Here is a 25905-nt window from a genome sequence, read left to right on the forward strand (position 1 = left end):
GGTCGCTCCTCGCGGTCACGAACTTCAGGCACTCCAGGCTTCCATGGCTTGACGGGCGGTGTGTACAAGGCCCGGGAACGTATTCACCGCGCCATGGCTGATGCGCGATTACTAGCGAATCCAGCTTCACGGAGTCGGGTTGCAGACTCCGATCCGAACTGAGACAGGTTTTCGGGATCGGCTCGGCGTCGCCGCCTGGCTTCCCTCTGTGACCCTGCCATTGTAACACGTGTGTCGCCCCGGACGTAAGGGCCGTGCTGATTTGACGTCATCCCCGCCTTCCTCACAGCTTGCGCTGGCAGTCTCTCCAGAGTGCCCGGCTTTGCCCGCTGGCAACTGAAGATGGGGGTTGCGCTCGTTATGGCACTTAAGCCGACACCTCACGGCACGAGCTGACGACAACCATGCAGCACCTCGGCGGCAGCCCCGAAGGGAACGCCCGTTTCCGGACGCGTCTCCCGCCGTTTGAGCCCGGGTAAGGTTCCTCGCGTATCATCGAATTAAACCACATGTTCCTCCGCTTGTGCGGGCCCCCGTCAATTCCTTTGAGTTTCACCGTTGCCGGCGTACTCCCCAGGTGGAATACTTAACGTTTTCACTCTGCCCCGCAGCACCCAATCGCGCCGCAGGGCTAGTATTCATCGTTTACCGCGTGGACTACCAGGGTATCTAATCCTGTTCGCTCCCCACGCTTTCGTGCCTCAGCGTCAGTCGCGTGCTGGAAAGCTGCCTTCGCAATCGGGGTTCTGCGTCATATCTATGCATTTCACCGCTACACAACGCATTCCGCCTCCCTCGCACGAACTCCAGCTCGAAAGTTTCAACGGCGTCACCGGGTTGAGCCCGGAACTTTGACCGCTGACTTTTCGCGCCGCCTGCGCACCCTTTAAACCCAATAAATCCGGATAACGCTCGCATCCTCCGTATTACCGCGGCTGCTGGCACGGAGTTAGCCGATGCTTATTCTCCGGGTACTCTCACTGCGCCACACGTGGCGCACGTTGCTCCCCGGCTAAAGAGGTTTACAATCCGTAGGACCTTCCTCCCTCACGCGACTTGGCTGGTTCAGGCTCTCGCCCATTGACCAATATTCCTCACTGCTGCCTCCCGTAGGAGTTTGGTCCGTGTCTCAGTACCAATGTGGGGGACCTTCCTCTCAGAACCCCTACGCATCGTCGCCTTGGTGGGCCTCTGCCCCGCCAACTAGCTAATGCGCCGCATGCCCATCCCCTTCCGGCTCACCTTTCCCGGCCCGGCCATGCGGCTGGGCCGACTATGGGATATTAGGCCACATTTCTATGGGTTATCTCCCAGAAGGGGGCAGGTTGCATACGTGTTACTCACCAGTGCGCCGGTCGCCGACAGCAAGTGTTGCCACTCGCCCGCTGCCCCTCGACTTGCATGTGTTAAGCCTGTCGCTAGCGTTCATCCTGAGCCAGGATCAAACTCTTCGTTGTTGTATCTTGTTGTCTCTCTTCTTTCAAAAAGAATCGTTGTTGTTAGGACTCCGTCCCTCTGTTTCACGACCCGCCTGCCCTGTGCGAGCAGGCAGCGACAACGACGCTCGAAGTGTCGCCCAGCCCCTCCGGACTATCGCTGATTTACTGTATCTTTTAACCTGTCGTTCAGAATCTTGACGAGAGCACTCGGTTCCTTGTTCCTTGTCTCTCTTGCTTTGTCAATCTCTGTCTATCGCAAATATTTCAAAGATCTCCCCAGTCGAAACTGGTGTCAAAAAAATCGCTCACATCATTTTTGGAGTGTGAGGCGAAAGCGTTGCAAAGGTACACCGAATATTTGACTTGTGCAAATTTTTCTTCGATTTTTTTCGCCCGGCCCCGCTCTCGCGCCCGCTGGCGCTCGCGGCGCGGTCGGCCGTTTTCCCGTTTGCGGTTGCAAAGGTACTGCTAATTCTGATACTGCCAAAACTTTTTGCAACTTTTTTTCAACGCGCACACTGCCGCAACCGCGCAACACACTGAACGACAGCCACAAAAACCACTAAAAAAATTTTCAACATTTTCTCCTCGCCACAAGCCAACTGCTGTGGAAAGGTGGCAAGGGCACATGATGTCACTGCTTTGTGTCGTTGTCGAGAGCTGGCGACAGCTGCTGCGGCAACGTCTTTATATACAGGTCGCGTTGCGGGAAAGGAATCTCGATGTGATTGTCGTTGAGCGTGTTGTAGATGGCCTCCTTGATTTGGCCCATGAGCACGATTTTCTCGACCACGAGGGTCCACACTGCCACGATGAGGTTGACGCTGTTGTCGCCAAAGCTGTCGAAGAGCACAAGAATCTTGTGATTTTTCAGATCCATGACCGGCCGGCCGTACTTGTCGTTGCGCTGAAGCTTGAGAATATTGGATTGCAAGAGCTCACGCACGTGCTCGACATCGACGCCATAGGCCACGCCCACCGGAATCTTGATGAGCTCATAGGAATTGTTGCGCGTGAGGTTGCGGAAATTTTTGGCAAAGAGCGTGGAGTTGAGAAACGACATGAGGCAATCGTCGGTAGTGACGATCTGCACACTCTGGTAGGAGATGCTGTCGACACGCCCTTGCACGCCGTCGCACTCTATCCAGTCGCCCACGCGCAGGCGGCCTGCCATGAGCGAGATGCCATAGAAGAAATTGTTGAGCAAGTCTTTCATGGCAAATCCAATGCCTGTGGCAAGACCTGCGGTGACAATAGAGATGCCCGACTTGGGGATGCGCAGCAGTATCAAGGCAAAGATGGCATAGGCACCCCACACGAGAATGGCAATGACGTTGTAGCCCAGGGTGAGGTTGACCTCGTTGGCCCGTACGGTCGACTTGCCAGTTTTCTTTTTTTGATACTTGATGCGCAAGTGGCGGTAGATGGCCTGGATGGCATAGTTGAGGTACCTGAACAGGAACCAAGCCGCCACGACCACCACAATGCTGAAGATGGACAGACGCACCACGCCCTCGACGTTGAGGAAGGGATAGAGGAAGATGCTCACGCAGGTGTCGCCCAGATTGAAAACGTCGGCCGCCATCTTGATAGAGAGCAGCAGCGAGTAGGCGCCGGCAATGGGCACAAGCGCCTTGTGCACAAAGTCGAAAAACCAGGTGCGGGTGATGTAGTCGCCCTTGCGCACCCCCGCGGCAATCTGGGCATCGGTGATGCCGCTGTCGCGCAGGCGGTCGTAGAGGCGGGCCTTCTCATAGATGTCGAGCAGGCGAAAAGCCAGTGTGAGCGCCTGGATGGCAGTGAGCTGGAAGAGCCACCATATCACCATCTCGACCGACATCAACGTGCGCCCCGACCAGGTGAGCAAAGTTGCCACAAGAATCACGCCCAGCGAGGCCCATGCATAGAGGTGGTCGTATTGCGGAATTTTGTCGACCGAGCTCAGCGGGACCCGGGAGTGGACTACCGGGCGCTTGAGTTTTTTAAACACGGCGGCAATGCCGCTGGCCACAACGGTATCGTTGTTGATGCCCGAGGCAAGGGTGGCATTGCGGGCAAGCTGGGCGGCCGACCTGCGCCCAGCCTTCTCTTGCTCCTTTTCTATTGAGTCGAGCTGGTCGTCGATAGCCTTCTGGTCGGCATCGTCCTCGTCGTCTTGCGGCTGGGCGGGAGTCGTCGACTCGTCGAGCACCTCGCTCTCGGGCAGCTTGCCCGAGTTTCTTTTCAGGGCAAAGAGTTGCCATATCGAGAAGAGCAAAGCAACGGGGGGAAACACGAGGTTGACAACATTGTTGGGAATGAAGATGATGCGGAAGATGATGATGACCAGCCCCAACAGCACCATAGGCAGGTAGATGGCATAGCCGTAGCGCATCTGGTTGTAGCGCAGGCGCACGAGCAGCGAGAGCGTGATGGCCGTGAGCAGCCAGGCATACTCGACGAGCAGGCCGCTGGCCATGACAAAGAAATTGTGGGTGAGGAATGCCTTCACCGTCTGCACACTCAAGGCAAAAATCAAGGCGCCCAGCGAGATGCCCACAAAGGGCTTGAGCATGTGCAGTTTTTTCCAGCGGCGGTCGCGCTCGGCCTCGTCGGGGGCACTTTTGATCCACTTCAAGCGCTTGGCGTTGCGATAGGACACATTGACAAACAGAAAGCTAAAAACCACGGCCACCAGCAAGTAAAACACGACAAACGACACATAGCCCATGACGATGGGGCCGCGCCACTCGGAGCGCACCTTGCCATAGCTGCCATGGTAGGAGTACTTGTTGTCGATGGCCTCCTTGGCCTGTTGCCAGTAGCGTCCCAAGTGCTCCAGCACCTTGAAGTAGTTGGCGCCGGTGTCCTGGAATATTTCTTGCTGAATGACGCCATAGCGCTTCTTGGCATACTTGTCGAGGAGCGAGAGGTTGTAGTTCATGCGCACATAGGCCATGCTGTCTTGACGCAGTGTGTGGCGCAACTTCACGCAGTTGCCACGCAGAGCCCTGGCATAGCTCAGGCACATGGCGCGGTCGTGCAGCGAAGTCGAGTCGAGCTCAAAGGGAGCCTTCTCGTTTTTGCCGCCTGGCCGCGGGCGGAAGGGCTTGCCAGCCTTGTGGCCCATGCCCATGGGGTCGATCATGGGCGGAGGCAGAATCTCGAGGCTGTAGATGAGGCCGTCGTAGCGGGCGATTTCGGCATCGAGATTGTTGTTGATTTTGTAATATGGCAGGCGTTTCTCGCCAAACTGCCTGTAAAGTGCAGTGGCCTCGTTGCAGGCGTAGGTGAGGTCAAACACATAGTCGCGCTGCTGCGAGTAGAGCATCAAGCCTATCTGGTTGCTCTTTTTCATGTAGAAGAGCATCTTCTCATGCTGGGTCTTGCTCATCTTTTTCAGCCCGGCCATGAGCTGCTGCTGCTTAAGATAGGACTGCTGCAGCTCTACACGCAGCACTGCGAGCGACTGTTTCAGATTTTTCTCTTGCAACACGGCTTGCGAGGGCAGGCTTGTCCACAGTGCGAGAAGAAGGATGATGACAACTTTTTTCATAAATTCGCAATTTATTGCTGCAAATGTAATGAAAATGACGGAAAAGCGTATCAGTCACTCGACAAAAGGCTGAAATTTAGCGAAAATCGCCACACGCAGCATGGGCTCTGCCACGGGACCCATACTACCTGTCGAGCCGGAACACGATGCGCAGGCGGCCGGCGGCATAGCGGGTGCTCGAGATGCGAAAATGGCCTATCTGGGCAGTGTGCTCGACGTGAGTGCCGGCACACAGGCAGTGGTCATAGTCGCCCACGCTCACGATGCGCACTGCCTGGGTGGCGCCCTCGGGCAGGCGGCCCAAGTCGAAGCGAGAGGCCACCTCGGCCTGAGTGGCATAGGTGCAAGTCACAGGCAGGTCGGCAGCAATCACCGCGTTGACCCTCGCCTCGACCTGGGCGATCTCCTGGGGGGTCAAGGCACGCGGAAAGTCGTAGTCGAGTTTCGACTTGGTGCGTTCCACATGAGCGCCCACGGCACGCTGGCAGCCAAACATCTTCACCATTGTGCCATTGAGAATGTGCTCGGCAGTGTGCATGGGAGGAAACTCCTGCTTGTGGTGCTCGTTGAGCACAGGCTGTTGAGTAGTCATGAGCTATTACATTTTGGAGAAAAAGTGCAAGGTCACCGCCTTGAGTCGCGACAGCCGCTCGCGCATCACCATGCGTATCGCGCTGAAGCCGCCACTCTGGTAGTTGCCGCAGTCGTAGGCCACGCAATCGAGGCCGTAGTCGCGGGCCATATACAAGGCGCGCTCGTTGTGGAAACGTTGCGAGATGACGGTGAAGCGGTGCAGGCGAAAGACCTGGCGGGCACGCGAGATAGACTGGATGGTGCTGTAGCCCTTGCCATCCTCGACGATGACGCCCTCTGGCACGCCACGGCGCTGCAGGTCGACTCGCATCATGGCAGGCTCGTTGTAGGCACCGGTGTGGTTGCCGCTGATGAGCACCGTGTCGATCTTGTGCAGCCTGTAGAGCTGCGCGGCGGCATCGACACGGCGGTAATAATAAGGATTAGGGTCGCCATAGCGATTGAGGCGCCCTGTGCCCAGCAGCAGCCCCACCCTGTTGTGAGGCAAAGCGCGGGCATCGGTGTAGCACAGTCCTGTAGCGGCCGCAGTCACCTGCCACTCGCAAAAAGCCGAGTAGAGCACAAGCAAAACAAGCAAGGCGGCGAGCCACGCGACCGCCGCCTTGCCTGTGTGTCGTTTCACTGCTGGCGAGCCAGGACGATGCGGCATGGGTCAGTAGGTCTTCTTGCGGTTGAAGAAATCCTGCATGTCGGCCTCGGTCTCGCCGTAAACATCAAAGTACACCTTGCGCGGGGCTGTATCGCCCAGTATCATCACCGTCATCTCGTCGCACACCTGGGCGCCGTCGCGCCTGACCACACTTTGCGAAATAACGTCTTTGACGTGGAAAATGTCGTAAAGAATCTCATACTCGTCGTTCACCTGCGTGACCTTGAAGGCCGTGTCGGGGGTGGCGCCGTCGCCAGTAGCCTTTATCACCTCTTGCAGGCGCTTCACCTTGTCGCGCAGCTGCCGGGTAGCAGCCTCGTCGATAGCTCCCAGGTAGCTGGCATTGGCAGCTTTCTTGAGCAGCAGCAGCGAGAAGGGGTCTTGCTCGAGGGCATCGAGATACATGAAATAGGCCACACGGTAGTCGCGGTTGCGGTAAAGCTGGTTGGCCGTAGCCACGAGCGCGGTGAGCGGCACAAAGCCGGCAAACGGGGTGGCATAGTAGGCTTGGGCTATCTGGTCGAGGGTGAGCGCGGCATCGCCGCTGGCAAAACGCTTCACAATATCGTCGTAGGTGCTGCGGTCGTTGTCGACAAAACTCTTGAGTGTAGTGTAGTTAACAGTTATCTTTTCCATTGTGATTGGAATATTCTATATATTGACAAGTGCAAAATTACATAATTATTTTCACAATTCACAAGCGCATTGCCACGAATTGTGATTACGCCTTTCTTTTCTCCTCGTCCTTGGCATCGGCAAAACGGTTGGGGAACTCGATAGTGAGGCGTTGACGGCGGCAGGCACGCACGATGAGCCAAATGCCAAGCACAATGAAGGGGATAGAAAGCAGCTGCCCCATGTCGAGACCGAGGCGTGCACGCATGGCAATTTCCCACGGTTCCTGCACATTTTTGACATACTCTATCACAAAACGCGCCAGGAAGATGCCCAGCATAAAGACGCCGAAGATGAGCCCCGGGCGCTCCTGGTCGTTGCGTTTCCAGTACATCCACATGCACAGCCCGAATACCAGCAGGTAGCACAACGCCTCGTAGAGCTGCGTGGGGTGGCAGGGCACGGTAAACACCGGGGGGGCGCCCTGCATCCACTCGTTCACGTTGTCGACAAAGCGGAAGCCCCAGGGCAACGACGTGGGACCGCCATAGATCTCGTGGTTGAAGAGGTTGCCCAGGCGTATGAGGGCTGCCACCAGGCCCACCGGCACCACAAGGCGGTCGAGGGTCCACAACATCGAGCGCTTGGTCACCCACCGGGAGTAGAGCCAAATGGCGATGAGGATGCCTATCACGCCGCCGTGGCTGGCCAGGCCGCCCTCCCATATCTTGGGTATCTCGCTCAAGTGGCGGCTGTAGTAGTCCCAGTCATAGAAGAACACATGCCCCAGGCGCGCGCCGACGACCGTGGCAACGATCACATAGAAAAACAGCGATGCCACCCAGCGCTCGGGTGCACCCTCGTGGCGGAACTCGCGCCACACAACCTCGTAGCCCGCCCAAAAACCGATGGCAAACATCAAGCCGTACCAGCGCACGGTGGCCAGGTGGCCAGAGATGATGTCGGGGCTCGCAGTCCAAGTGATAAAATCAAGCATAATATTTACCAGAATGATAATGCCGCAAAATTACTGAAAAAAAACGTAAGTTGCATTGATTGCCCAATTTTATGCCCAAAATAAAGGTGATGCCAGAAAAATGGCGTAACTTTGCACACTAAAAAAAATAGCGGCCCGTGCACAGCTTTACTGGCCCAATACAAAAAGAGAGAAATAGACTATGAGGGAGAGTGTGAACAACGACACTGTGGATCAATGCTTTCAAGAGCACAAAGAAAAAGAGCTGCTGGTGCAGCGCAAGCTCGACTTGCTGCTGCGCACCGGCTGCCTGCTCATGGAGAGCAGTGCCGACACGAGCCGCATCATGCGCAACATGAAGCGCACGGCCACCTTCCTGGGCCTGCCCTTGAAAAACCTGCACATCTATGTAAACTACAACATGCTCATGGTGAACCTGGGCGACGAGGAGCACTCGTTCACCAAGTTTCAGCGCGTCGACCGCCACGGCATCAACTTCGACACCATGTCGTTTATCTCCAAGCTTTCCTACAGGGCCATCAGGCTCGACTTCACGCTCGACGACTATGAGCGAGAGCTCGACCGCATCAGTCACAAGCCGCGCTGGTACAATCGCTGGCAAGTAGCCGTGGGGGCGGGCTTTGCCTGCGGGGGCTTCTGCATCCAGTTTGGATGCGACTGGACAGCCTTTCTCTATTGCTCCCTGGCAGCCATGACAGGACTCTACCTCAAGATGTGGCTCGATGCCAAGGGGGCCAACCAGTATGTAAACATTGCCCTGGCAGCATTTGTCTCCACCTTGCTGGCATGGCTCACGACCTTTCTCTCCAAGGACAACGCCATAGCCCAGAGTCTGCCCCGGTTCATGCTCACCAGCACCCCGTGGCACCCCATGATGGCCTGTGCGCTTTATATCGTGCCAGGCGTGCCCATCATCAACTTTGTGAGCGACATGCTCGACGGGTACGTCCAGATAGGCATTTCACGGGCAGTCAACACGCTCATGATCATTGCAGCCATGGCATTCGGCATGGTGTTTGCCATCAAGATATGCGGTGTCGACAACTTTGTCGAGAACTTGAGCATGACACCACATCACAACTACTTCACCTTTGCAGCGGCGGCAGCCATATCGGCAGTGGGTTTCTCCATGATATTCAACCTGCCGCGCCGACTGCTGTGGGTGGTGGCCGTGGGCGGCATCATCGCCGTGTGCACACGCAACTTTGTGAACCTGGGGCCCAGCAACGGCAACGTGGGTCTCGACTGGGGGCTGGCCACAGGCAGCCTCATCGGGTCGGCCCTGGTGAGTATCATTTGCACGCAAGCCATGCACTGGTTTCACACGCCGCACCACTGCCTGTCGATACCCTGCGTGATACCCATGATACCGGGCGTGCTCATGTATCGCTCGCTGTTTGCCTTCATTCAGATGCACGGCGTGGTGGGGGAAGTGACCGTTGCCACCAACAACATGATACAGGCATCGCTCGTGATACTGTGCATCGCCATAGGCGTGGCCATTCCCAACATCTTTGTGCGCAAGATGATCACCACCAAGCGGCAGGAGAAGCTCATCAAGCTCGAAATCGAGCGGCGCAAGCGCCACGGCGAAATGGTCGACCTGCACGAGCTCTAAAAAAAAATGCTGCACACTTCCTGGTTCAATCAGGGCAATCCGCACCCACAGTGTGAGAGAGAGACTCGGGTGGCATTAGCTAAATTTAATACTGACAGGAGCAAAATATCGCTGCAAATGATATAATTTTGCGGTTTCAACGATTGTACATAAAATTGCACATTAAAAAAAGTCATTGCGTTTTAAAATAAAAATATAGAAATGGACTTGACTAAATTGAGATTTGGGTTAATTGCATTGTCCTTGACCCTTGCAATGCCGCAAGCCGTGCAGGCTGCAGGCAAGTTTGTGCCCTTCAAATACGGCAATTTCGATTCTTGGGTCGTGCGCCATGTGCACGAGTCGGGAGTGATAGGAGGCAACACCAAAACCCTCTACGAGATAGGCCCCAGCCAGGAGCTCAACGGCAACAAGCCCTATGTGAACCTGGGCGGCTCGCCATGGGGCACCAGCAACGTGATGGCCAAGGTGATGGGCGTGGTCAAGACCAACACCTCGGTGTATCGCGACGTGCATGGCTCGGGCCACTGTGCCAAAATGGAGACCCACATCGAGACTTGCAAGGTGCTGGGCATGATGAACATCAAGGTGCTTGCTGCCGGCAGCATCTTTCTGGGATCGATGAAAGAGCCCATCACCAGCACCAAAGAGGGCCCCTCGGCACTGCACCTGGGCGTGCCCTTCACGCTGCGCCCCAAGGCCTTGCGATTTGACTACCGCGTGCGTGTGCCAGGATCGAAGAACCGCATACGCCAGAACGGCTTTTCCAAGGCTACGACAGTGGCAGGCCCCGACTACTGCATCGCCGTGCTCTACCTGCAGAAGCGTCACGAGGACGCCCATGGCAACATCACAGCCAAGCGTGTAGGCACCATGGTGGTGAAATATGGCCGCTCGACGACAGGATGGGTCAACGGCGCCACCTACACGATACACTATGGCAACATCACGGGCAAGCCCTTCTATGAGGCAGCCACCATGGGTCTGCACGCCAACGAGTATGCCCGCAACTCTCACGGCAAGACCGTGCTTGTGCGCGAGACCGGCTGGGCCGAAGCCGGCGCCACGCCCACCCACATCGTGCTGCAATTCTCGTCGAGCCACGGCGGTGCCTATGTGGGTACCGTGGGCAACACATTCTGGGTCGATAACGTGGGACTCGTGTATTGATGGCAAGAGCGCTACTGCTACTGCTGTTGCTGAGCACGGCCCTGCCCGAGAGCATGGCCCAAGAGCAACGCGACACCACGGCTGTGACCAGGAAGCGCAGCCTGGTGGGCCGGTTTCTCGACTACTTCGGCGATGCCAACAAGGAGAAGAAGCACAAGCGCTTCGACTTCTCGGTGATAGGCGGCCCGCACTACAGCACCGACACCAAGCTGGGCCTGGGGCTCGTGGCCTCGGGCCTGTATCACGCCACGCCGGCCGACAGCCTGCTGCCGCCGAGCAACGTGTCGATATTCAGCGACATCTCGACAGTGGGCTTCTACATGATAGGTGTGCGGGGCACCCACATCTTTCCCAGCGACCGCCAGCGCATCGACTACACCGTCTACTTCTATTCCTTCCCCACCTATTTCTGGGGAATAGGCTATGACAAGGGCGACAACGACGACAACAAGAGCAAAATGAACCGGTGGCAGACGCAGGTCAAGGCCAGCTGGCTCTTCAGGGCAAGCGGCAACCTGTTTATGGGTCCCACCATTGCTGTCGACTACATCACGGCCCACCATGTGAAGCGGCCCGAGCTACTCGAGGGGCAGCGCAAGTCGACCTTCAACGCGGGGGCAGGAGCCACGTTGCTCTACGACACCCGCGACAATCTCACGGCGCCCCGACGCGGCGTGTACTTGTGGCTCCAGCAAGTGTTCAGACCGCACTTTGCGGGCAACCACTACGCCTTCACCACCACCGACGTGCGCACCAGCGGCTACATTGGCCTGTGGAAAGGCAGCACCCTGGCCCTCGACATGCGGGCCCAGTTCAACTACGGCAATCCCTCGTGGGGCATGCTTGCCCAGCTGGGCGGCAGCAGCGCCATGCGCGGCTACTATGAGGGTCGCTACCGCGACAAGCACAAGATAGAGACCCAGGTAGAGCTGCGCCAGCACGTGTGGCGGCGCAACGGCATCGTGGTGTGGGCAGGGGCCGGCACAGTGTTTGACAAGCCTGGCTCCATCAAGCTGCGCCACGTGCTGCCCAACTACGGTGTGGGCTATCGCTGGGAATTCAAGAAAAACGTGAACGTGAGGCTCGACTACGGCTTCGGCAAGAAGGGCCAGAGCGGCTTCACATTCAACATCAACGAGGCCTTTTAGACCCTTGTCTTCAGGCTTATAAAAAACACCTTACCGATGAGCGACAAACTACGATTCACACTCTCGCCACAATTCTTGTTTTTCTACACCATCATCGTGCTGCTGGTGCCCAACGTCACCCTGTCGATTACCGAGGGCATGCCACTGGCAGCCGCCGTGGCCAACGTGCTCTTGCCAGCCTGCCTCTACACCCTGCTCATGTCGCTCTCGGGCAAAACGGGGAGGCAAGTGTGGATACTGTTTCCACTGGTGTTTTTTGCAGCCTTCCAGATGGTGCTCATCTACCTCTACGGCTCGGGCGTGATAGGCGTGGGCATGTTTCTCAACCTTGTCACCACCAACCCCGACGAGGCCCTCGAGCTGCTCGACAACCTGGTGCCTGCCCTGGTCATCGTCTTTGTGCTCTACCTGCCGCTGCTCTTCATTGCCGGCATGCAGTGGGCGCGGCACACCCGGCTCGAGGCCACCCGCAGGCGCTCATGGCGCCGCGCCGCGCTCCTCGGCCTGGCAGCCAGCGCCGTCTACACTGCAGCACTCTATGTTGCCTATCCTAAGGGCGAGGAAAAGAAAGGCCGTTTTGAGTATCGGGTAGAAGACGACATGTATCCCTTCAACGTGTTCTACAACCTGGGGCTCGCCGTGCGCGAGAGCTACAACTCGGCCCACTACCAGGAGCGGGTGGCCCACTTCAAGTTTGGCGCAGTGGCAACGCACCCGGCCGACTCGGCCGAGGTGTATGTGCTCGTTGTGGGCGAGACGGCGCGCTCGCGCAATTTCCAGCTCTATGGCTACAAGCGCCCCACCAACCCGCTGCTGTCGCGAGAGCAAGGCTTGATAGTGTATACCGGCGTGCGCACGCAGAGCAACACCACCCACCGCAGCGTGCCCATGCTGCTCACGGCTGCCACTGCCGACGACCACGACCGCCTGTATCACGAGAAAGGCATCTTGGCGGCATTTGGCGAAGCCGGTTTCCACACGGCCTTTTTCTCCAACCAGCTGCCCAACCACTCCTATATCGACTTCCTGGGCGAAGAGGCCCACGACGTGCGCTTCATCAAGAAGGGCAAGTCGGCCAAGCTCTTCTATGATGTGGAACTGCTGCCCTATGTGAAAAGCGAACTGGCCCGTGGCTACCGCAAGCTCTTCATCGTGCTGCACATGTATGGGTCGCATTTCAACTACCGCGACCGCTATGCCCGCTCGCGTGCGCTCTTCCTGCCCGACACGCCCACCGAGGCCGAGCCAGCCAACCGCCCCCAGCTGCTCAATGCCTACGACAACACCATTGTCGAGACCGACTACATCCTGGCCCGGCTCATCGACATGCTGCGCAGCGAGCACTGTGCAGCGGCCCTGCTCTACACCAGCGACCACGGCGAAAACATCTTCGACGACAAGCGCAAGCTCTTTCTGCATGCCTCGCCCAAGCCATCAGAGTATGACACCGACGTGCCGCTTCTCCTATGGACCTCTCCGGCCTACGACAGGCAAAACCCTGCCATCGTGGGCAACCTGCGCCGCAACCGCCACAAGGGCGTGGAGTCGAACGCCTCGGTATTCCCCACCATGCTCTCGATGGCCGGTATCAAGACCAAAGCACGTGTCGACAGCCTCTCGCTCACCAATCCGGCCTACCGCCTGGGCGTGCGCTACTACCTGAACGACCACAACCACGGCGTGCCGCTCTCGGCCTGGGGCATCAAGTAGCGAGCCCGCAGGGGCACCTTACAGAATATATATCCTGCAATATTTTTTGAAATGCGGGCAAAAAGGCATACATTTGCAAAGTTGTTCAATCACTTGTGGGCCCTACCCCCCCACTGCACAGAATAGATTTTTTAATGTATAAACTTAACTAACCCAATTACTCATGACAACAAAACAACACCCTGCGACACGCCGCCTCGCTGGCGCCGTCGCCATCGTGCTGGCCTGCCTGTGCACCGCCCTGAGCGCACAAGCCGACCGCTACCTGACCGAAAATTTTGACTATCCTGTGGGCAATCTCTACGGGCAAGGCAACTGGCTGTGGTACGGCACTCAAGACGCCGCCCCCGTTCAGGTCGTCGACACCGCGCTCACCCTGGCAGGCTACCAGCCCACAGCTGCGGGCAAGGCAGCCCGCCTGGGCAACACCGCCAGCGGCCAAGACGTGATGGTGAAGTTTGCCGACAAGCCCATCACCAGCGGTGCTGTCTACACAGCGGCTTTGATCAACGTGAAGTCGGTGACCCAAGACAACGTGTACTTTCTCTCCTACATCGCTCCAAGCACAACTGGCGTGCAAGACAAGAAAACCAACTCCGAGATAGGACGTCTGATGGCCGAGGCCAGCAGCGAGGGCAAATTCAAGTTCAAGATTTCGCGCAACAGCGGCACGCAGCTGGAAACGACCGCCGACGAGTATGAGCTGGGCAAGACCTACCTGGTGGTGTTCATGTACCAGCTGGTAGAAGGCACAAAAAACGATATCGTCAAGCTGTGGGTCAACCCGGCCGACAAAGCCAAGGAGCCTGCCGCAGCTGCCCAGATTACCGATATGAGTGTGCACACAAGCGCCGATGCCAATCGTCTGCAAGCCGTGGAGCTGCGTCAAGGCAGCTCGGTAAGCAAGACCGGCCCGCAGGTGATCGTCGATGCCATGCGCATCGCCAGCAGCTGGGCCGACCTCTTCGACCAGTCGGGCAACGAGGACCCCACCCTCACCGTCACCCCGCAAGTGGTGTACAACGTCGATGCCGCCCCTGTGGGGCAGGCGACCACCTATGCCACCTACAAGGTCGACTACAAGAATCTGCCCGCAGCCACCCAGGTGTATCTCACGGGCAAGAACCGCGACCAGTATGAGGTCGACCTCACCCAGATACCGGCAGGCAGCGGCAGCGCCACAGTGACGCTCACCTACAAGCCCACGGCCATAGGCAAGCACACGGCACGCATCAACTTTGAGTCGAGCGTGGCAACACTCAACACTGGCTTCGAGGCCACAGCCCTGGCCTACGACCCGCAGAACCTGCCCACCATCGCCGTCACTGCCGACCACCTCGACACCTTCAAGTGCAAGGCAGGCGAGACCGTGACGCAGACCTTCACCGTGACCACAGCCAACTTCCCCGACTATGGCAAGGCTGCCGTAACCGGCACGGCCCGGGGTGCCTTCATCATCAACAACGCCACCCTGCTCAAGAGCGGCACCACCACCATCACCGTCACCTTCAAGCCCAACGAGGCTGGCAACTACAGCGATGTCATCACCCTGAGCGGTATCAAGGCCGAGCCCAAGACCGTGGCGCTCACAGGCCTTGCACTGCAAGGCGGCACCACTCCCGGAGCCGAGGGCGACACCCTGCCCCTGCCGAGCGAGAATCCGCGCGCCATGCTTGTCGAGAGCTTCGACAACGTGACCCGCAACACGGCAGTGAAGCTCGACGGCTGGAAAAACCTGGCACTCAAGGGCACTCGTGCATGGTGGGGCTATGAGTGGACCGACGACGGCAACAAGGCTGCCAAAGTCACCCCCTACGACAGCAAGATCGAGGCTGGAGCCGGCACCCCCTGTCAAATGATGCTCGTGACCCCGCCGCTCGACTACAAGAAGGCGGCCAGCCAGACCTTCTCGTTCCGCGTCATGGGCGACTTCATGACCGCCGGCATGGCCGACAAGCTCGAAGTGTGCTACATTGAGAAGAACGGCAACGACATGTATGTGGAGCCCATCGACGGCATCGCCATCCCTGCCACCGCCGATCTCAACAAGGAGTGGCAAAGCTTTGACCTTCATCTTGAGAACCAGAATATCGCCGATGTGTTCTACATTGGGTTCCGCTTCACCAGCACGCGCGGAGCCGATCACGTAGCCACCTACTATATCGACGACGTGAAGTGGGGCGTGCCCACAACTGCAGTGGGCGAGGTTGCCACCAGCAAGACCGCGACCCAGGTGAAGTACTACAATGTGGCTGGCATGGCCAGCGACACCCCGCTCGACGGCCTCAACATCAAGGTCACCACCTATACCGACGGCACCCGCACTGTCGAGAAAATGATGAGATAAAGCCCACAACGGGCCTCAGCAACCCCCAAAAAGAGACCCCGCTCTTGTTGCAGGAGCGAGGTCTCTTTTTTTTGTGCAGTTTTTGTGCGGTAGGGGCACGGCAATCACACCACCACGGTGTCGGGGCCCAAAAGCTGCCGGTAGCGGAAGCACGAGGGGTGATGGTCGTTGATGACCCCTATGCCTTGCAGGTGCGAATAAAGGATCACCGAGCCCATATACTTGAAGCCTCTCTTCTTCAGGTCGCGGGCCATGCGGTCGCTCAGGTCGTTGCGGGTTTCAACCAGGCCCTCGTCGCGGTGGCTGCGGTAAACAAACGTCTTGCCCTGGGTGAAGCTCCACATGTAGCGGTCGAATGAGCCCCACTCGCTCGCAATGTCGAGAAACACCCTGGCATTGTGAATCACCGCCTCGATCTTGCGCTGCGACTTGATCATGCCCGGTGTGGCCATGATGCGCTCAACACGGGCAGCGGTATAGGCAGCCACCTTGGCAGGCTCAAAGTTGTCGAAGCAGGCCCGCATGATTTCGCGTTTTTTCAACACAAGCAGCCACGAGAGCCCACACGACATCGACTCGAGCACAAGCATCTCGAAGTGCAGCCGGTCGTCGTGCACGGGAGTGCCCCACTCGGTGTCGTGGTAGGCATAGTAGGCTTCATTGCCGGCGCACCAGGGGCAGCGCGTCGGTGACGGTGTAGTGTGGTTGCAGGCAGTCATCGTGATGTCTTTTCTCTCTCGCCGCAGGCATGTTGCAGCGGCGGCACTGCAAAATTACACCTTTCTCCCCTGATGCGCAAGCCCAAACCACGAGACTCACAGCCCCGAAGGCGACGCAAAAAAAACGACGCCGGTCCAATCGCGGATAGGCGCCATCACGGAGTGTTACTATATAAAATTTTGTTATGCAGAAATTAATGTTTACACAATTCCTGTCCTTGCAACATCGTGCACTTTCACATGCATGGCTCCCGGCACAATGGCCAGAGCACGCGCGGTGAGTGTAGACACGGCACCCCATGAAGGCACCCTCTTGCAGAAAAAAGATAGTCAACGCTGAGTGGCGACTACATCATTTCTTTTTTGCCTCGATTCAAATGCCACGTGAATCTTGATATTGCAAGGCATGCGATGTGAAGGCAGGTCTTCTGACTCATCCTCTTCGCGCTCACGCCTTCCCGGCCATGATGTAGTCGACTTTGTGGTAAAGAATCAACTTGGCAGCCAGTGGCTTGTGTGAGACGAAGCAGCGAGGACTCACAGCAGCGGGTACTGTTCAGGACTTGCACCTGATTCCCTTTTGATTTCTCCCCTGGAGGGAGAAAACCTCACGCTTTTTCTTAGTCGCAAAGATATAAAAAATATTGGCTCGCGCAACCGTCTTTCAGCCCAAATCTTGTGTTTTTTTGTGTGATCGCCTGAGCCCTCCTGCATCACTCCTCGACCTGGAAATCACGGGCAGTGATCAAGGCAAGGTCGGGGGCATCGATGTGGCTACAATGCGAGAGCCGCACCGCCTGGTTTTCAATCACTTTTTCAAACAGATTGCGCACATATCGGGCGTTGCCGAAGTCCTTGGTGCGTCTGTCAAGCGCCCGCACCAGCAGCTCGTGCAGGGCAGTCTCGGCATCGGGGCTCAGCCGGTAGTCGAAGTTGCGAGCCTGCTGCACAAAGATTTGGTACAGCTCGCCCTCGGTGTAGTCCTCAAACCTCACGTAGCGGTTGAAGCGCGAGCGCAAGCCAGGGTTGGAGTCGATGAAGTGCTCTATCTCGCCGGGGTAGCCCGCCAGCACCACAACCAGCCTGTCGCGGTCGTCCTCCATGCGCTTGAGCAGCGTGGCAATGGCCTCGCGGCCGTAGTCGTTGTCGCCCCCTTGCGCCAGCGTGTAGGCCTCGTCGATAAAGAGCACTCCTCCCAGCGCCTTGTCGATGATTTTGTTGGTTTTCACGGCAGTCTGTCCCACATACTCGGCCACCAGCCCCGAGCGGTCGGTCTCCACAAGCTGCCCTTTCTCGAGGATGCCCAGCTGCTTGTAGATGCAGGCCAGGATGCGGGCCACGGTGGTCTTGCCCGTGCCTGGATTGCCCGTGAACACACAGTGATAGGACACTGGAGCCACCTTGAGCCCCGACTTGTGGCGTTGCTTGTTCACAGCCAGGAAATCGGTGAGCGACTTGAGCTGCGATTTCACCTGCTTGAGCCCCACCAGGCTGTCAAGCTGCTGCATGGGGTCGGGGGCAGAATCGGCCGCAGTTGCGCCGCCCGAGGGTTGAGCAGCCGGCTGCGGCTCCTCGCCGGGCAAGCAGGGCAGCGACTTGCTGGCTATGGCCTCGTGCAGCTCCTTGATTATGGCTTTCTCGTCGGTGTCGACCGAGGCGTCGACCGAGGCAATGACTTGGCAAAAGTCGAGGTAAAGCTGGCGCACCTGCGGCAGGTAGCTGGCACGGTCGAAGTGCCACAGCAGCAGCACCAGCCCGAAATCGTCGACGCCGTCGACTGTGACTCCCACCGTTGCCTGCATGTAGACCGGCAACGACTGCTCGACAGTTTTGCGTATCTCGGGGGTATAGGGGTCTGGCGACGCGAGGTCGTTGGCCGAAAATATCTCCTCACGCAAGGCGTCAAACGAGTTGTTCTTTCTCAACAGCAAGCTCAACACGGCATAGAGCGCCTGAGCCTCAGGCTGGGTGTAGTCGAACTCAACGGGCTGCATCGACGTGGTGAGCTTCTCGACAGGGTGTCCCATGCGCGCTAAGCAGCGCAACAAGTCTTTCACAATCATCATTTCCAGCACCGACTTAAAATTGCCATCACGCTTGTCATCGGGAATTTCCTGGCTGTCGCGGGCCTCGCTGTACACAGCATCTTTCAGCCCTTGATCGGCGCTCAACTCATTGCACAAGGCTTTTCCACGCCGCACAACACTCCCAATGCGCTGGAACTGCTCAGGCGTGATGCGCATCACAGCCAGCTTGGTTTGCTCCAAAGCCATTGTATAGACGTCGGCAGGTTGTCGACCTACAGGACTGGCCGCAGTAGCGCCAGTGCCGCCAGTATCGCCAGCAGCGCCGCTCTCGCGACCTTGCTCGCGACTTGACTGGGCAATTACGCTTATTATCAATACCAGGAAAACCAAGCCAACCAATATCATTATCAACCAATAAGTTGCCGAAGAGGAATCGCCCTCGGCAGCATAGACAATAATGAAAAAGACAATCGCGATTATCAAGCAGCCTCTTGCCATGTTACAAAGTTTTTCAATGATTATAACGCACGGGCAAGGCCGAAGGTGCACAAGTTGCCAGCCCTGCCGCGATTGCTAAATTATAAAAAAACATGAAGAGCACCAACACTTTGGCTTGTCAAAAAAATTGAAGATGCTGTTGCTGGCGGTTTTGGGCAAGCTGTTGAAGAGGGCGCAAAGTGCTAATGCAACAAGATGATATTGTTGACCGAAGTGATGTCGCTCACATCGAGCTTGGCATCGCCGTTCACATCGGCCTGCACGGGATTGTAACCGTCGACTGCCTGGCCCAGTATCAAGTTGATGACCGTGGTCACGTCGCTCACGTCGACGCGGCCGTCGGCATTGGCATCGCCCTCCAGCGGGTGAGCAACGGCCTGGGGATGAAAATCGACGGCACCTGCCACCTCGGTCGAGGTCTCCCCTATCCAGCCGCAGCTTTGAAGCGTGCCGCAATACACCTTCACATAGTCGATGTAGTCGAGCACCACAGGGTGCCCGCCGGCATCTACAGCCCAATCGATCTTGAACCCGCGATTCTGCCCCTCGGCATAGGCGTTGCCGCTGTAGGGGTCATAGTCGGGGCGGTTGTCGACATAGCCCCAGTCCATGAAAAGCTGCACCCACATAGATCCCTGGCCACTTTGGTCGATGGCGTTGCCAGCGAGCTTGGTGCCTGAAAACGAAAGCGTGTCGCCAGCCACCCACATGGGCCAGTAGCTTTGGGCATGAAAGGTGTTTTTCTCGACATAGCCCGATGTGCTGTCGGGGTTCACGTCGTTGCTGGTCCACTTGATGTAGGAGTGCCACACAGAGCCGTCGTAGGTGCCCTGCTCACTTGCTGGGCGATAATAGGTGATGCTGTAGCCATGCTGGGTCTTGGCGTTGTAGTAGTCGCTGCCCGCCAACTCATACCACGGGTCGTCGGGCACGCCGTTGTGGTTCACGTCGCAGCTCACCATCACAATGCCAGGCTCGCTGCTGCCGCCCTGTAAAGCCGTCGAACTGCCCTGAAACGCATTGCCGAAGACCTGGAAATCGTAGTCGCCGGCCACATTCACCACAGGATGGTCGAACCCGAACACCACATAGCCGCCATAGGAGCCCAGGCTCACCATGCCAGGCTTGTAGACCATGCCAAGGGTGTCGCCGTCGTCGATGTCCCAATAGCCACACAGGGCCTTGGAGGCGCGCGCCACGACACTGTCGCGGGGCTCGCCTGCCTTGTATTGGGGCATCGTGTTGACAAACTGACCCGGTGCAGGCTGGAAGTCGTAGACTCGGGTGATATAAGGTTGGTTCTGAGCCCAGGCAGCTATTGCCAGCATCGAGCTCACCGCAATTGTAAATATTGCTTTCTTCATTATGTGTCAGGTGTTTATTATTGTTCGTTGATATTTTCTCCCAGGAAGGCAAAATGGGCGGGGATGTCGCCGGTGCGCACGTCCCACTTCTTCACGCCGTCGCGCCCGAAGCAGTAGAGGCGTCCTGGGGTGACGTAGTCGCGGGCATCGGTCACATAGATATCCTTGGTGAGCGCATTCACGGCAATACCATAGGGCATCTTGATACTTTTGTCGGTGCCGTCGGTGATAAAGTTGCGGGTCACCACCTGGTGGGTGGCCACGTCGACAATGGTATAGCTGGGCGTGTTGCTCATCGTCACATAGCTCCACTCGCTGGCAACGATATAGAGCGAGTCGCCGTCGAGCCACATGTTGCCCACACGCACGTCGAGCGAGTCGACGAGCTGCTGCTTGCGCGTGTCATAGGCATAGAGCTTGCTCGGCACCGAGTAGTAGTCGCCGCGCGAACTTATCCAGAGCACACCGTGGTGGTCGCTCATCACGAGGTTGAGGTTGATGGCCACGGGCAGGCGTTTTTCTTGCTTGAAAGAGGCCAGGTCGATTACCGACAGCGTGTTCTCGTAGTTGGGCACCATGTAGCCGCCCGAGTTGGCCACATAGATCTTGCCGTTCACAATGTCGAGGCCGTCGGGCTGGAAGCCCACGACGCAAGTGTCGACGACCTGCAGGGTAGCCGTGTCAATCTTGGCCACATAGCCGCGCTGCTTGTAGTTGGGGTCGATGGTGACCGGGCCGGCATAGCTGGTGACGTAGGCATAGCCGCCGTTAAACTTGATGAAGCGGCAGTTGGGCACATCGACCTGTCCCACCTTGACTGCCGTGTTCTTGTCGAGCACGTCGATTTTGTTGGAGCAGTTGATCACGCACCACAGTTTGTTGCCATATATGCCCAGATCGTTGCCCACGTCGCCCATTTCCTTCACCTGCGAGGGATTGGCCCTGGCAAAGATGTTGCGATGATACTTGCCCTCGCCGTAGTCCATGTAGTCGAGCGTGGCCTTATTGCTGCCCATGTTGCCCTCGTTGAGCAGGTAGAAGCCGGTTATGTTCGTGTACTCGGGCTGCGTGGTGGGCACCACCTCGGGCAGCAATATGGGCTCGTCGTGGCGGCACGAGACGAGCAGCAACGCGATGAGCAAAACCGTGATGTGGAAAAATAGTGTATTGTTACGCATGTCAAAAATTCAATTTAAGAGTGAATTTATAGTTGCGCCCTGGCATGGGATAGTTGAGTATCACCTCATATTGCTGGTTGAAGAGGTTGTTGCACTCGGCAGTGAGCTTGATGTGGGCGCCCAGCCAGCGCCAGCTGTAGCTCGCGCTCAAGTCGCTGGTGTACCACGGTTGCTCGTGATTGGCGGCAATGTTGCTGCTGTTGTGGTAGCGCTCGCCAGTGTAGATGAAGCTGTAGTTCACATCGAGGTTTCGCCAGCCGGCATGCACGGTGGCCGATCCGCTGTGCCAGGGGATGTAGGCGATTTGGCCCTTGTAGGTGCCGCCGTCGCCATAGTCGGCAGGATCGGTATAGTCTTGTGCCTTCTGGTAGGTATAGGTGAGGTTGGCGTCGAGCAGCACGTCGGGCACCGGGGCAGCCTGCACCATGGCGGTGACATCGATGCCGCGTATGCGCACCTTGCCTATGTTCATCATCATCCAGCGGTATTGCCCTGTGCCCTTAGGCACGGCGATAATCTTGTCGGTCACCCAGTTGTAGTAGCCGTCGACCGAGAGCTTCACGCCACGCCACAGGCCCTGCTGGCGCAAGCGCTGCCACACGAGGCCCAAGTTGAGCTGGCTGGCATACTCGGGCTTGAGGCTGGCATTGCCAATGTCGGTGTAATACAGGTCGTTGAACGTGGGCATACGGAAGATGCGCTTGTAGTAGGCCCGCACCTGCAGGTCGGGCTCCTCCCAAGGCTGGTAGCACACAAACACAGCCGGGGTGAACTTGTTGAGATACTTGCTGTAGTGCTTCACGGTCTCCCCGTTGTTGCGGGCGCTGTAGCGGTCGTTGGCCATGGTGTAGAGCAGCGAGGCCTCGGCCTTGAGCCGCCCCAGGGTGTAGGCCGTGGCCAGCGCAGTGAGCACACTGTTGCGTGTGGGCCGTGCAAAGTTGACCAGCGAGGCCTGCAGCGTGTTGCACTGGTAATCGACCGAGAGATCGATATCCCAGTTGTCGACAGGGGTGAACTTGCTTGCCATCGAAACATAAATCTCGTGCTGGGTAAACTTGTTGTTGATATACATCAACGTGGTGTCGGGGTTGAGGTAGCGCATCCAGTCGCGGGCATACTTCGCATTGACCATGACTTCGTAGAAGGAGCTGAACTTCTTCTGCCACGAGCCCTGCACAAAGAAATTCTTGTCCCACTGGCGCTGGCTGTTTTTCCACACGTTGTTGACGATGGCGCCTGGTATGCCACGCTCGCTGTCGTAGTAGTAGGCCTTGGCGTTCCACTTGCCCTGCCCGATGAGACCGAAGAGGCCGCCCTCGAGGCGCAAGGCACGCACGTCGCCGTTTTTGCGCACCGCGGTGGTGTCCCAGGCCAGCAAGCCGTCGCTGTACTTCTTACGCAGGGTGAAGTGATACTGCCCGGTGGCATAGGTGTACTCGGCGTTGAATGCGGCACTGAGCCGCGGCCCCAGCTGCTGCTCCCAGCGCACGCTGGGATTGGCCAGGCCGAAGGAGCCGGTGCGCATGGTGACATCGATGTTGTAGCGCTTGCCGGCGGCAAAGTGGGGGCGCTTGGTCTTGATATAGATAGTGCCGGCCGACCCGAAGTCGCGTGCCGGCTGGAAGATCTCGCTCTTCTGGCCGTTGTAGAGCGTGATCGACTCGATGTTGTCGAGCGAGAACTTGCCCAGGTCGATTTGCCCGTTTTGGGCATTGCCCAGCTGAATGCCGTCGTAGAACACCCCCATGTGATTGGTGCCCATCGAGCGAATGTCGACGGTCTTCACACCGCCCACGCCGCCGTAGTCCTTGAGCTGCACGCCGGCAAAGTAGCGCAAGGCATCGGCCACGCTGTTGCTGCCCAGCCGCTCAAGGCGGCGGCCGTTGAGTGTTTGGGCCGGTATCACCTCCTGATAGGGCCGCTGGGCATACACGGTGACATCGCTCAAGTGCTGCATCGAGTCGAGGCTCACGTGGCGGGACTCGGTTTTGACTTGAGCCATCGAGGCAAGGCAGCAGCTGCACAGCAGGCTTGTAAATAATAAGATTTTTTTCAACATAGAGCTAACGGGTCTTTATTTTCCTGACTTGGCAGGTCTTCTGACTTGCTTCAATCACCCCTCCATGCATTGGCATTGGCACGACGCTTAGCAACTTCCCGGCCCTGTGGCCGCCCTCTGAATCAAGGGTAAAGCAAGCGCCATCATGTAGACCAGCCTTCCCACCTCGCTTGGCAGTGGCCCGGTCCAAGGGATGCTACACGAGAGCTGAAGCTTACAGCAGCACCGTCTGTTCAGGATTTTCACCTGATTCCCTTTTCATCGCAGCCACCACTGGCCGCGACACCAAGTCGTAAATGCAAAGTTACAACTATTTCTCTGAAATTCCCAACCCTAAACGCATCATGGCTTGTGCACCCCAAAAATGAGTGAGCTGCCCTTGCGGCTGGTGTAGTTTCTTGAGGGGAAAAACCCTGCTACTTCACCATCTTGAGCGATTGCTTTGTGCCGTCGGTGTAGGTGATGACCTTGATATTGATGCCGTCAAATGGCTCGTCGCTGGCCATGCCTTGCAAGTTGAAGTATTTCACACTGGCCACCTGGCCTGCTGCCGTGGTGCTTGCGACACCCGTCGACACCTGCTCCCTGGGCGAGAAGAGCACCATCGACGGGAACCAGTAGTTGTCTTTGAGCTTGATGCTCTTGAGCTTGGTGCCATCGCTCTTGTAAATATTCAGATAGTAGTTTTGCGAGCTGTAGCCTTCAAAGGTCTCGGCCACAATGTAGCCACTGGCGGGATCAAAGGCCACCACGTTGCCATACATCTGCTGGCTGCCGTCGAAGGTGATGAACTGCTGTGTGAACGTGCCGCTGGCAAGGTCGTACTTGCTGATGAAGTTGCAGCCCTCATAGGGTGAGTAATAGAGCACCTGATGCTGCTCGTCGATGGCCGGGTTGCTGTTTTTCCATGCAAACCATGTGTTTTGTGTAGCCATGGCCACGGCAAGCGTGTCGGTTGGCTCACAGGTTGTGGCATCGAGCTTGAGAAAATGCTCGGTGCTCGACGAGCCGGGAGCACCCCAAGTAGAGCTGTTGGCAGCAGCATAGGCCTGGCCGCCTACCGCGAACACTGTGGTGAGGCTGCTCACGGCCACAGTCTTGACAAGGATATCGGCAACGGCGTCGATCACACTGATCTTGCCATTGCTTGCGGCAAGCACCTTGTCGCCCACGAGCACCATGTTGCCCACCTCGCCAGTGATGCCGGCAATGGCCGGGCCCACCGTGTTGGTCGACTTGTCGTAGGTGTACACACCGGCGCTGGTACTGATGTAGGCCTTGGTGTCGCTCACTGCGAGGAAGGCACGAGTGTCGGCGTCGCCTATGGCGTCGATCGAGGCTTTTTTCTCCAGGGTCTTGGCATCGGCCACCACCAGCCGGCCGCCCGTGCTGCCGTAATTCTGCTTGGAGCAGAAGTAGATGTTGTCGCCATCAATGGCGGCATACTCGGCCGTGTTGCCCAGTGTCGAGCCAGGATTGGCAGCCTGGTAGGCGCGATACACAATTGAGTCGCCATCGTAGCTGTAGAAGTTGACCGAGCTGGCATTGTGTCCAAACCAGTCCTCGTTGAGCAGGAAGATGCCGCCTGTGTAGCTGGCAGCTGCCACAGTGCCTGCGGCCAGGGTGGCAGCGATGATCAATGTAAAGATTTTCTTCATTTTGCAATTCTTTTTATAGTGTTAAACAATATTGTAGTGGCACGGCAACCGCCTTGCAAAATGAAGTACGAGAGACCTGGCCGTTCAGGCTTTTGCGGGAGAAGGATGGCTCACACGTCGCCAGCTGCTATGCAACAGGGCATCGCATCGACACAAAGGCGGGTCGTGTGTGACGGGGAAAAAACGTCAAAACGTCGTGTGTGTGTATCACCTGCGACTGCATCATTTTTCTTCTGCCTGATAGCCCAAATGCCACGTGGGCCGCACATCTTGCAAGGCAAGCGCTCAAGGCAGGTCTTCTGACTTGTTCCCTTCGGTTTCACGCCTTCCCAGGCCCGATGCAGTCGACTTATAGAGAGTGTAGCTGTCAACTTGTGCGGCCAGTGGCTTGTGTGAAACGAAGTGTCGTGTTGCGGGGAACTCACAGCAGCGGGTACTGTTCAGGTCTTGCACCTGATTCCCTTTTCATCCTCGCCCCCCGATCCAGGGGCAGGAACCTCGCGCTTAACGGCGGCAAAATTAACCACATTTTTCTGAATTTGCAACATTGCGCGTCACAATCTTGTTGACAGAGACAGCC

16 protein-coding genes, 1 rRNA gene and 3 riboswitches (1 of these 20 running past the window's edge) are annotated in these 25905 nt (G+C 57.4%); of the genes, 5 read left to right on the top strand and 12 right to left on the bottom strand.

What is annotated here, in order from left to right; translation table 11 throughout:
- From GF423_RS04290 to lgt, 6 genes are all read right to left on the bottom strand, one after another.
- Nucleotides 1-1457: ribosomal RNA gene (locus GF423_RS04290) — 16S ribosomal RNA — on the bottom strand (it extends 76 nt beyond the left edge of the window).
- A 616-nt stretch (nt 1458-2073) separates the two neighbouring features.
- Nucleotides 2074-4974 (bottom strand): mechanosensitive ion channel family protein, encoded by a 2901-nt coding sequence (locus GF423_RS04295; protein ID WP_154327218.1) that lies wholly within the window; start codon nt 4972-4974, stop codon nt 2074-2076.
- A gap of 124 nt (nt 4975-5098) precedes the next feature.
- Nucleotides 5099-5566, bottom strand: a complete 468-nt coding sequence (locus GF423_RS04300; protein WP_154327219.1) for an alanyl-tRNA editing protein — start codon at nt 5564-5566, stop codon at nt 5099-5101.
- A gap of 6 nt (nt 5567-5572) precedes the next feature.
- A complete protein-coding gene (locus tag GF423_RS04305) occupies nt 5573-6190 on the bottom strand; it encodes a SanA/YdcF family protein (RefSeq protein WP_206113366.1) in 618 nt (205 codons plus the stop codon).
- Between the two features lie 30 nt (nt 6191-6220).
- A complete protein-coding gene (locus GF423_RS04310; RefSeq protein ID WP_154327221.1) occupies nt 6221-6853 on the bottom strand; it encodes a DUF4919 domain-containing protein in 633 nt (210 codons plus the stop codon).
- Nucleotides 6854-6938: 85 nt separating this feature from the next.
- Nucleotides 6939-7829 (bottom strand): prolipoprotein diacylglyceryl transferase, encoded by an 891-nt coding sequence (lgt, locus tag GF423_RS04315; RefSeq protein WP_154327222.1) that lies wholly within the window; start codon nt 7827-7829, stop codon nt 6939-6941.
- Nucleotides 7830-8010: 181 nt separating this feature from the next.
- Between lgt and GF423_RS04320 the strand changes: the two genes are divergently transcribed.
- The 5 genes from GF423_RS04320 to GF423_RS04340 all read left to right on the top strand — a co-directional run bounded on the left by GF423_RS04320 (nt 8011) and on the right by GF423_RS04340 (nt 15822).
- A complete protein-coding gene (locus tag GF423_RS04320; RefSeq protein WP_154327223.1) occupies nt 8011-9447 on the top strand; it encodes a threonine/serine exporter family protein in 1437 nt (478 codons plus the stop codon).
- Between the two features lie 201 nt (nt 9448-9648).
- Nucleotides 9649-10617 (top strand): PCMD domain-containing protein, encoded by a 969-nt coding sequence (locus GF423_RS04325; protein WP_394367041.1) that lies wholly within the window; start codon nt 9649-9651, stop codon nt 10615-10617.
- Nucleotides 10617-11765, top strand: coding sequence for a BamA/TamA family outer membrane protein (locus GF423_RS04330; RefSeq protein WP_154327224.1), 1149 nt, complete (start codon nt 10617-10619; stop codon nt 11763-11765). The genes GF423_RS04325 and GF423_RS04330 overlap by 1 nt, the downstream gene beginning before the upstream one ends.
- 36 nt (nt 11766-11801) lie before the next feature.
- Nucleotides 11802-13475: a phosphoethanolamine transferase family protein gene (locus GF423_RS04335; protein ID WP_154327225.1), complete on the top strand. Its 1674-nt coding sequence runs from the start codon at nt 11802-11804 to the stop codon at nt 13473-13475.
- Between the two features lie 163 nt (nt 13476-13638).
- The gene (locus GF423_RS04340; protein WP_154327226.1) at nt 13639-15822 is read left to right on the top strand and encodes a hypothetical protein; all 2184 of its coding nucleotides are present in this window, start codon (nt 13639-13641) and stop codon (nt 15820-15822) included.
- 104 nt (nt 15823-15926) lie between these two features.
- On the opposite strand, the gene GF423_RS04345 is transcribed toward GF423_RS04340, so the two are convergent.
- The 6 genes from GF423_RS04345 to GF423_RS04370 all read right to left on the bottom strand — a co-directional run bounded on the left by GF423_RS04345 (nt 15927) and on the right by GF423_RS04370 (nt 25325).
- Complete coding sequence (locus GF423_RS04345) at nt 15927-16541, bottom strand: DNA-3-methyladenine glycosylase I (protein ID WP_154327227.1); 615 nt, start codon at nt 16539-16541, stop codon at nt 15927-15929.
- Between the two features lie 401 nt (nt 16542-16942).
- Nucleotides 16943-17163: riboswitch (cobalamin riboswitch) on the bottom strand.
- Nucleotides 17164-17254: 91 nt separating this feature from the next.
- The gene (locus tag GF423_RS04350; RefSeq protein WP_206113369.1) at nt 17255-18943 is read right to left on the bottom strand and encodes an AAA family ATPase; all 1689 of its coding nucleotides are present in this window, start codon (nt 18941-18943) and stop codon (nt 17255-17257) included.
- Nucleotides 18944-19248: 305 nt separating this feature from the next.
- The gene (locus tag GF423_RS04355; RefSeq protein ID WP_154327228.1) at nt 19249-20430 is read right to left on the bottom strand and encodes a dockerin type I repeat-containing protein; all 1182 of its coding nucleotides are present in this window, start codon (nt 20428-20430) and stop codon (nt 19249-19251) included.
- A gap of 17 nt (nt 20431-20447) precedes the next feature.
- Complete coding sequence (locus GF423_RS04360; protein WP_154327229.1) at nt 20448-21608, bottom strand: DUF5074 domain-containing protein; 1161 nt, start codon at nt 21606-21608, stop codon at nt 20448-20450.
- A 1-nt stretch (nt 21609) separates the two neighbouring features.
- Nucleotides 21610-23667 (bottom strand): TonB-dependent receptor, encoded by a 2058-nt coding sequence (locus tag GF423_RS04365; protein ID WP_154327230.1) that lies wholly within the window; start codon nt 23665-23667, stop codon nt 21610-21612.
- Nucleotides 23668-23680: 13 nt separating this feature from the next.
- Nucleotides 23681-23972: riboswitch (cobalamin riboswitch) on the bottom strand.
- A 111-nt stretch (nt 23973-24083) separates the two neighbouring features.
- Nucleotides 24084-25325 carry a DUF5074 domain-containing protein gene (locus GF423_RS04370; protein WP_154327231.1) on the bottom strand — a complete coding sequence of 414 codons (1242 nt, stop codon included), beginning with the start codon at nt 25323-25325 and terminating at the stop codon, nt 24084-24086.
- Between the two features lie 272 nt (nt 25326-25597).
- Nucleotides 25598-25839: riboswitch (cobalamin riboswitch) on the bottom strand.
- Between the last annotated feature and the right edge of the window lie 66 nt (nt 25840-25905).

The sequence above is a fragment of the Sodaliphilus pleomorphus genome (genome assembly GCF_009676955.1).
Classification (GTDB): domain Bacteria; phylum Bacteroidota; class Bacteroidia; order Bacteroidales; family Muribaculaceae; genus Sodaliphilus; species Sodaliphilus pleomorphus.